Raw genomic sequence first — 7,341 nt, forward strand, 5'->3', positions numbered from 1 at the left:
TCCGGCCAAGCCGTCAGCGCCCAGGCGGCCGCCGACGACGAGAGACCGATGAACGATATGATCGATGATGATTTACTGGCGCTGCTGCTGGCCGATGCCGGTGGTCAACCCCAAGGCATAGCCGCCCGCGCACGGAATGCCCCGGCGCCACTCTCCTTTGCCCAGCAACGGTTGTGGTTTGTCCAGCAACTGTCACCGGACAGTGCCGCTTACAACCTGCCGCGAGTGATGCGCATCACCGGCGCGCTGCAGCCGCAGCGGCTGGAAATTGCGCTGAACCGGGTACTTGACCGCCACGACATCCTGCGCACGGCGTTCCGCGAGATCGACGGTGTGGCCATGCAGGTGGTCGATGATCAGGCGAAGTTGGTGCTCGGCCAGGAAGACCTGTCCGCACTGGCCGACGAGGACCGCGCCCGACAGATAGCGCTGCGCATCGAGGCCCAGGCGGGCACGCCGTTCGACCTGCGCCAGGCGCCGCTGATGCGCGCGACCTTGCTCAAGATCGGCGCCGAAGAACAGCTGTTGCTGATGAACATGCACCACATCGTTTCCGATGCCTGGTCCAATGCGATCCTGATGCAGGACCTGAACCGTGCCTTCGCCCAGGCCAGCGACGCAGACGCCCCCCCGCTGCCACGTCCGGCGATTCAATACGCCGACTACGCCGCCTGGCAACGCGGTGACTATCTGCACAGCGCGACCTGCGCCAACAGCGCCGACTACTGGCAGAACTATCTGGGCACTCCGTTGCCGACCCTGGATATGCCGGTGGATGTCCCCCGCAGCGCGCAACACCGTCATCCGGCCGGCAAGCATGAGTTCGAATTGCCGGGGTCCCTTTCGGCTGCCCTGAACCGCTTCTGCCAGCAACAGGGCCTGACGCCTTTCGTGGTCGCGCTCGGGGCCTGGCAACTGTTGTTGAGCCGCTACAGCGGTCAGCAGGACTTTACCGTCGGCGTGCCGAATGCCACCCGTAATCGCAGCGAAACCCAAGCGCTGGTCGGCTGCTTTGTCAGCAGTCAGGTGTACCGCGTACGCCTCGATCCGTTGCTGTCCGGCAGCGATTTTCTGCAGCGCCTGCGCCGTGAATCCCTGGCGGCTCTGGACCATGCGGATTACCCGCTGGAGTTGAGTTTCGATGCCCTGCAATTGCAGGCCAGCGCGCAGGCCAATCCGCTGTTCCAGGTGCTGTTCAACTGGCGTGCCGACAGCGTAGAGCCTGCACCCATCGATCTGGACGGACTGACGCTAGAGTTCCTTGACGCGGGGTCGAGCCAGGCCAAGTTCGATTTGTCGCTGGATGTCGCGTACTCGCAACACGGCGTGGCAGCGAGCCTGGAATACAGCCGCGATCTCTACACCCCCGAGACCATCGAACGCCTGGCGCGGCATTGGCAGAATCTACTTAAGGCACTGGTCGATGATCCTGATCGCGCGCTCGGCGAACTGCCGTTGCTGGGCGAGGATGAGCGACAGGTGCAGTTGCAGCAGTGGAACCCGCCCGTGTCGGCCCAACCCGAGGAAGGCGTGCATCAATTGTTCGAACGCCAGGCGCTGGCCACACCGCACGCGGTGGCGCTGATCTGCGACGATCTTCAGCTCAGCTACGCCCAGCTCAACGCCGCCGCCAATGGTCTGGCCCACTCGTTGATTGCACAGGGTGTCGGACCGGAAGTGCTGGTGGGCATTGCCGTGGAGCGCTCGGCGCATATGATTGTCAGCCTGCTGGCGGTGCTCAAGGCTGGCGGCGCTTATGTGCCACTGGACCCCGATTATCCGCAGGAACGCCTGACCTGGATGATCGAAGACAGCGGCCTGCGTGTGCTGTTGAGTCAGCGTTCGCTGCTGGATCGACTGCCGGCAATAGCACGCGTTCAGGTACATTGTGTCGACGACATGGCGGTTCAAGGGTCACTGACCACGCAAAACCCGCTCTGCCGCACCACCGGCCAAAACCTCGCCTACGTCATTTTCACCTCCGGCTCTACCGGTCGCCCCAAAGGCGTCGGCATCATCCACTCGGCTTTGACCCGTCACGCCGAGGTGGCGCGGGAGTGTTTCGGCCTGACTGCACAGGACCGGTTACTGCAGTTCGCCACCTGCAACTTCGACGCTTTTGTCGACCAGTTCTACCCAGCCCTGATCTGTGGCGCGTCGGTAGTCATCCGCGGGCCAGACATCTGGGACGCTGACACCTGGTACCGCGAACTGCTCGATAAACAGTTCAGCGTCAGCGAACTGACCACCACCTACTGGAACATGCTGGCCAAGCACTTCGCCGCCGCCGGTCAGCGTGACTATGGTGCGCTAAGACAGGTAATCGTCGGTGGCGAAGCGATGCCACCGCAAGGCGTGGCCGCCTGGGGCGAGGCCGGGCTGGGGCACGTGCAACTGCTGAACATCTATGGGCCGACGGAAACGACCGTGAGTTCCACGGTGTTTGATTGCAGCGACTACGTGACCGGGCGCACTGCCCTGCCCCACAGCATGCCGATCGGTCAACCGCTGGCGGGGCGCGCGATTTACCTGCTCGATGGCGGTGGTCAAGCTGTGCCGGTGGGCGTCGTGGGTGAGCTGACGATCGGCGGCGACCTGCTTGCCCGCGGGTACGCCAATCAACCAGGTCTGACGGCTGAGCGTTTCATGCCCGACCCGTTTGATACTCAGGGCGGTGGCCGCCTCTATCGCACCGGCGACCTGGCACGCTACCGCGCCGACGGCGTGATCGAGTACGTCGGCCGGCTGGACCACCAGGTGAAAATTCGCGGTTTGCGCATCGAACTCGCAGAGATCGAGTCGAGTCTGCTGCAATCGCCACAAGTACGTGAGGCGGTGGTAGTTGCCCGGGAAGGTTCGACGGGCATGCAGTTGGTCGGCTATGTCGTGGCCCAAAATGATGGGTTGAGCGAGCAGCACCAACGCGACCTGCGCGAAACCCTCAAGGCAGAACTCAGGGCCAGCCTGCCAGGCCACATGGTGCCCACTCATCTGCTGGTGCTGGCGGCCATGCCATTGAGCCCGAACGGCAAGCTGGACCGCAAAGCCCTGCCGCTGCCTGATCCGAGCCAGTCGCAGCGCCCTTTCATTGCCCCGGTGACCCCGCTGGAAAAAGCCCTTGCCGAACTCTGGCAGGAAGCGTTGCAGGTCGAACGTGTCAGCCTGGACGACAATTTTTTCGAACTGGGTGGCCACTCGATCCTGGCTATTCAGTTCATCTCGGCGCTGCATGCCCGCCTCGGGATAAAACTGGCGTTGCAACAAATGCTGGCTTACCCCACGATCGAAGTACTGGCCAGGTCCATCGCCCAGGAGCATCAGCAAAACGCGCAATGCGTGGTCGAGCTGAATGCCTCGACTGCCAAGGCCCCCGAGCTTTTCTGCCTGCACCCCAGCGGCGGTATCGTGTTTTGTTATCAGCCACTGGCGAAGAAACTCGGTCGCCATGCCAGAACCTTCGGCGTGATGCACAAGGGCTTTGCTGACAAGGAATCAAGCACACAGAGCTGGGCCGAGATGATCGCAGATTACAGCGCGCAGATTGTCGATCAGCAGCCACACGGGCCTTATCGACTGATGGGTTGGTCGTTGGGCGGCGCCATCGCCATGGACGTCGCCGCCCACCTTGAACAGCAAGGCCGCGAGGTAAGCTTTCTGGGCCTGGTCGACACCACTCTGCCGGAACGTGACCTGCCCGCCGACCTGCCGCGCAAGCCTCTGGAAGAAGACAACCCGAACCACCTCAGCGCGCAAAACGAACTGCTGGCGGCGCTCGAAGTATTCAACCTGATGTTCGCGCATCTGGAACCGGCGGCGGCGAGCTTCATCGCCCGGAACCCGACGGCAGATCTCAAGGCCTTCTATCGCTGGGCCAGCGAACAGGCGTCGACCGGGGAACAGGAAATGATCGCGACCCTGGAAGGCATCAAGCAAGAGATCATGAACGCGCAAGCCTATGCGATTCACGAGCGTCTGGTGGCAGCGTTCGATGCATTCTCGCTGCCGCTGCTCAAGGTCCAGGTCAGTTGCTGGTGGTCGCTGTCGCATAAAACCCTGGAGCAAGTGCTGTATTCGGAACAACTGCTCAGGGCCCACAACGTGACAGGCCAATTGCACACCTCGATCCACTCACCGCTGCCGCACCGCAGCATGATCTACGCCGAGTCGCTACTGGAGTCGTTTACCGAAGTGTTCCTCGGCTGCCAGGGCGAGTCATATAGCTGACCGAGCGACGGCCAAAAAAAACGCAGAAGCCATGGCTTCTGCGTTTTTGTTTGTGCTTCAGGTAATACCGTAGCAGCTGCCGAGCAGCGCGAGGCTGCGTTCGGCTCGGGCCGCGTTCGGACGCAGCAGTCGTAAACCCTGAATGCACGGTGTATCTGACGGACCGCAGTGCCTGATTTCACGACTGCTTCGCAGCCGAACGCAGCCTCGCGCTGCTCGGCAGCTGCTACAAGATTAGCCCGCGCCCCTTGTAAAAGGGCGCGGGCCGGGACTTTGACGCGAGTGCAAAGGACTCAGAACTGCGGTGTGTATTTCACGCTGAACATCACGTTGCGTGGATCACCGTAGTTGTTGTTGCCGTTAATCTGGTTGTAGGCCGCTGCGAAGTAGGTCTTGTCAAACAGGTTGTTGGCATTCATCGCCAGCTCGATTTCCGGGGTGAGCTGATAACCGACACGGGCATTCCACACGGTATAACCCGGAACGTTGACGGAGTGGTCGTAACCCACCGTGTGGGTCTGGGCGGTAAAGCCCAGGCCGGTACTCACACGACTCCAGTCGCCGCTCAACTGATAATTGCCCCACACACGCAGCATGTGTTTAGGCGTCCACCAACTGAAGATTTTGCCCTCGTTGGTAGGGTCGTCGAGGTATTTGGTGGTGTTGTAGGTGTAGCCGGCAAACAGTTGCAGATTGTCGGTCACTTCGCCGCTGATTTCAGCGTCCAGACCCTGGCTGCGCACTTTGCCCGATGCCGTCGAGCAATACCAACCGTCGCAGGTTTGCGCACCCAGCGTATTGAGAACGGCACGGTTTTCCTGATCGTAACGGAACAGGGCCACGGATGTATTGATCCGGCCATCCATCAACTCGCCCTTGAGACCAATCTCGTAGTTACTACCGACAATCGGTTTAAGTACCGTGCCGGCTGTATCGCGTTCGGTCTGCGGTGTAAATACGTCGGTGTAACTGGCGTAGACCGCCCATTCGCGGCTCAGGTCATAGACGATACCGGCGTAGGGTGTGACTTCCCCGGTTTCGTTGGAGGTGCTTTCAGGATTGACGGTAATGCCCGACGAGGTCTCGGTAGACGATTTGTAGCTGTAGTCGTACCAGCTGACCCGCGAGCCGAGCACCAGGGTCAGATCTTCAACAGGCTTGACCCGCCAACTGCCGTACAGGCCTTTCTGCCGGATGTCGTATTGGCTGGGAGTCCCGCGACCACCACGGCTATTGATCAAACCTTCGTAGCTGATCTCCGGACGGTCGTGATCAATGTCGAAGATACTGTCGGAGCTGTTATTGAAGGTTCGGGCGTACTTGTCGTCCGAGGTATATTTGGAATAGTTGCCGCCCACCATGATTTCCTGCTGCATGGACAAGGCTTCGAACTTGCCGGTGAGGTTCATGTCCAGAGCGACTTTGGTGGAGTCCATGTCCGTCACGAAGTCAGCGTATTGCACGCCGCTGCCATCGGCATTGATGCCACTGCCGGAAGATTGCACCCGCTGGTTCTTCGCCTTGTTGGTTTCAGTCATGCGCACGGCGCCGACCTTGAAGGCCCAGTCGTCGTTGAAACGGTGTTCCAGATCGGTGTAGAGCGTGGTGACGTCGATATCCGAATGGTTCCACTTCGCCCCGGTGTACGTGCTGCGCGGCAGGTCGATGGGTTTACCGTCGGAATAACGCGGGAAGCCGCGGACATTCGAGCGCGATTCGCCGTTGGACTGGCTGACCGCGACGCCCACGGTAGTGGCTTCGCTCAGGTCGAAGTCCAGTGCGCCGTACAGCGAGGTGGTCTTGTACCATTCGGAATCAACGAACGTGTGGGTGTCGTCCTGATCGGCCACGAAACGTCCACGGATGGTGCCGTTCTGGTTCAACGGCCCGCCGGCGTCCAGTTGCAGACCGTAGTGATCCCAGGAGCCGGCCTTGCCGGTCAGGGTAACTTTCGGTGCGGCCTGACCGCGCTTGCGCACCAGATTGACCGCGCCACCCGGGCTGCCGGTGCCTTGCAGCAAGCCCGATGCACCGCGCAGCACTTCCATGCGATCGAAGAAAATCAAATCCTGCGTGGCCCAGTTGCCCAGCGCGTAAGTGTTGCGCGGGATCGGCACACCGTCGTACTGCCAGTCATCGATCTGGAAACCGCGCGAAGAGAGGATCAAACCTCTGCCGACGCCTTGGGCACCGACCAGTCCGGTGGTCTTGTTGGCCGCGTCCTTGAGATCGACGATATCCTGATCGTCCATTTGCTTGCGGGTCATCACCGTGACCGACTGCGGAATTTCCTTGAGGGTGTGGGTGCCCTTGCCGATGGTCACGGCATTCGAGGTGTAGGAATTCGAGCCTTCGGTGGTCGCGCTCACCTGTTGCGCGTTGATGGTGGTAGCGCCCAGTTCCAGACCCTCGGTCGAACTGCCGCGTACCAGCATCAGCGTGTTGCCTTCAAAGCTGTAGTGCACGCCGGTGCCCTTGAGCAGTTCGGCAATGGCCGCTTCGGCGCTCAGTTTGCCGCTGACGCGGTGGCTGCGCAGGTCGGCGATGTCGGCGGCGTTGTAGATCACCTGCTGATTGGTCTGCGTGCCAAACGCCTGCAGCGCCAGGGGCAAAGGCTGGGCAGGAATGTTGAGGGTGAAGTCTTCGGCGTGGACCTGCGCGCTGAGCGGCAGCAGGCAAGCCATGCCCAGACCGGCCAACGAGCGACGCGAGCGCAGGGTTCGGGCAATGACCAAGGCCTTGAACAGAGGTTTCAACTCATGAATTGCTGACATCGTGCTCTCTATTTTTAGTTGAAATGGATAGGATCCATGGGCAACCGAGTGCCCTGCCGCTGCCTGGACCTGTGAGCCACCTGGATCGGCTGCCATCTCGGGCAACACGTCGCAAGTCGATGACCGGCCCCTCCCCGGGCTCGATCATTTGTCCGGGCAGCGGTAAAAATGTGTACGGCTGGGAAAAACTGAACCCTGTGGCTACCCTGCCCGGCTCGATTTATCTGCTTACGTAAGTAAGACGCAGCACCGCGCAAAAACCGGAATGAGTTTATTTATCATTTGCGCAAAAAGTTCAAAAAAAAGGCCGACGCGTTGGGCGTCGGCCTTTTTTTCTGCTACT

At 60.8% G+C, this 7,341-nt stretch carries 2 protein-coding genes; one reads left to right on the forward strand and one right to left on the reverse strand.

What is annotated here, in order from left to right; all coding sequences use genetic code 11:
- Positions 1–48: 48 nt before the first annotated feature.
- Entirely contained in the window at positions 49–4,224 is a 4,176-nt protein-coding gene (locus PMI21_RS27510) for an amino acid adenylation domain-containing protein (protein ID WP_033063770.1), read from the forward strand.
- A gap of 293 nt (positions 4,225–4,517) precedes the next feature.
- Here PMI21_RS27510 and PMI21_RS27505 read toward each other — a convergent pair whose 3' ends face one another.
- Entirely contained in the window at positions 4,518–6,998 is a 2,481-nt protein-coding gene (locus PMI21_RS27505) for a TonB-dependent siderophore receptor (RefSeq protein ID WP_007933112.1), read from the reverse strand.
- Between the last annotated feature and the right edge of the window lie 343 nt (positions 6,999–7,341).

The organism is Pseudomonas sp. GM18 (assembly GCF_000282195.1).
GTDB lineage: Bacteria > Pseudomonadota > Gammaproteobacteria > Pseudomonadales > Pseudomonadaceae > Aquipseudomonas.

What these genes read in the sequence shown, in the direction of transcription:
- PMI21_RS27510 (WP_033063770.1), top strand. Translation starts at nt 49, where the DNA reads ATGAACGATATGATCGATGATGATTTACTGGCGCTGCTGCTGGCCGAT.
- PMI21_RS27505 (WP_007933112.1), bottom strand. Translation starts at nt 6,998, where the DNA reads ATGTCAGCAATTCATGAGTTGAAACCTCTGTTCAAGGCCTTGGTCATT.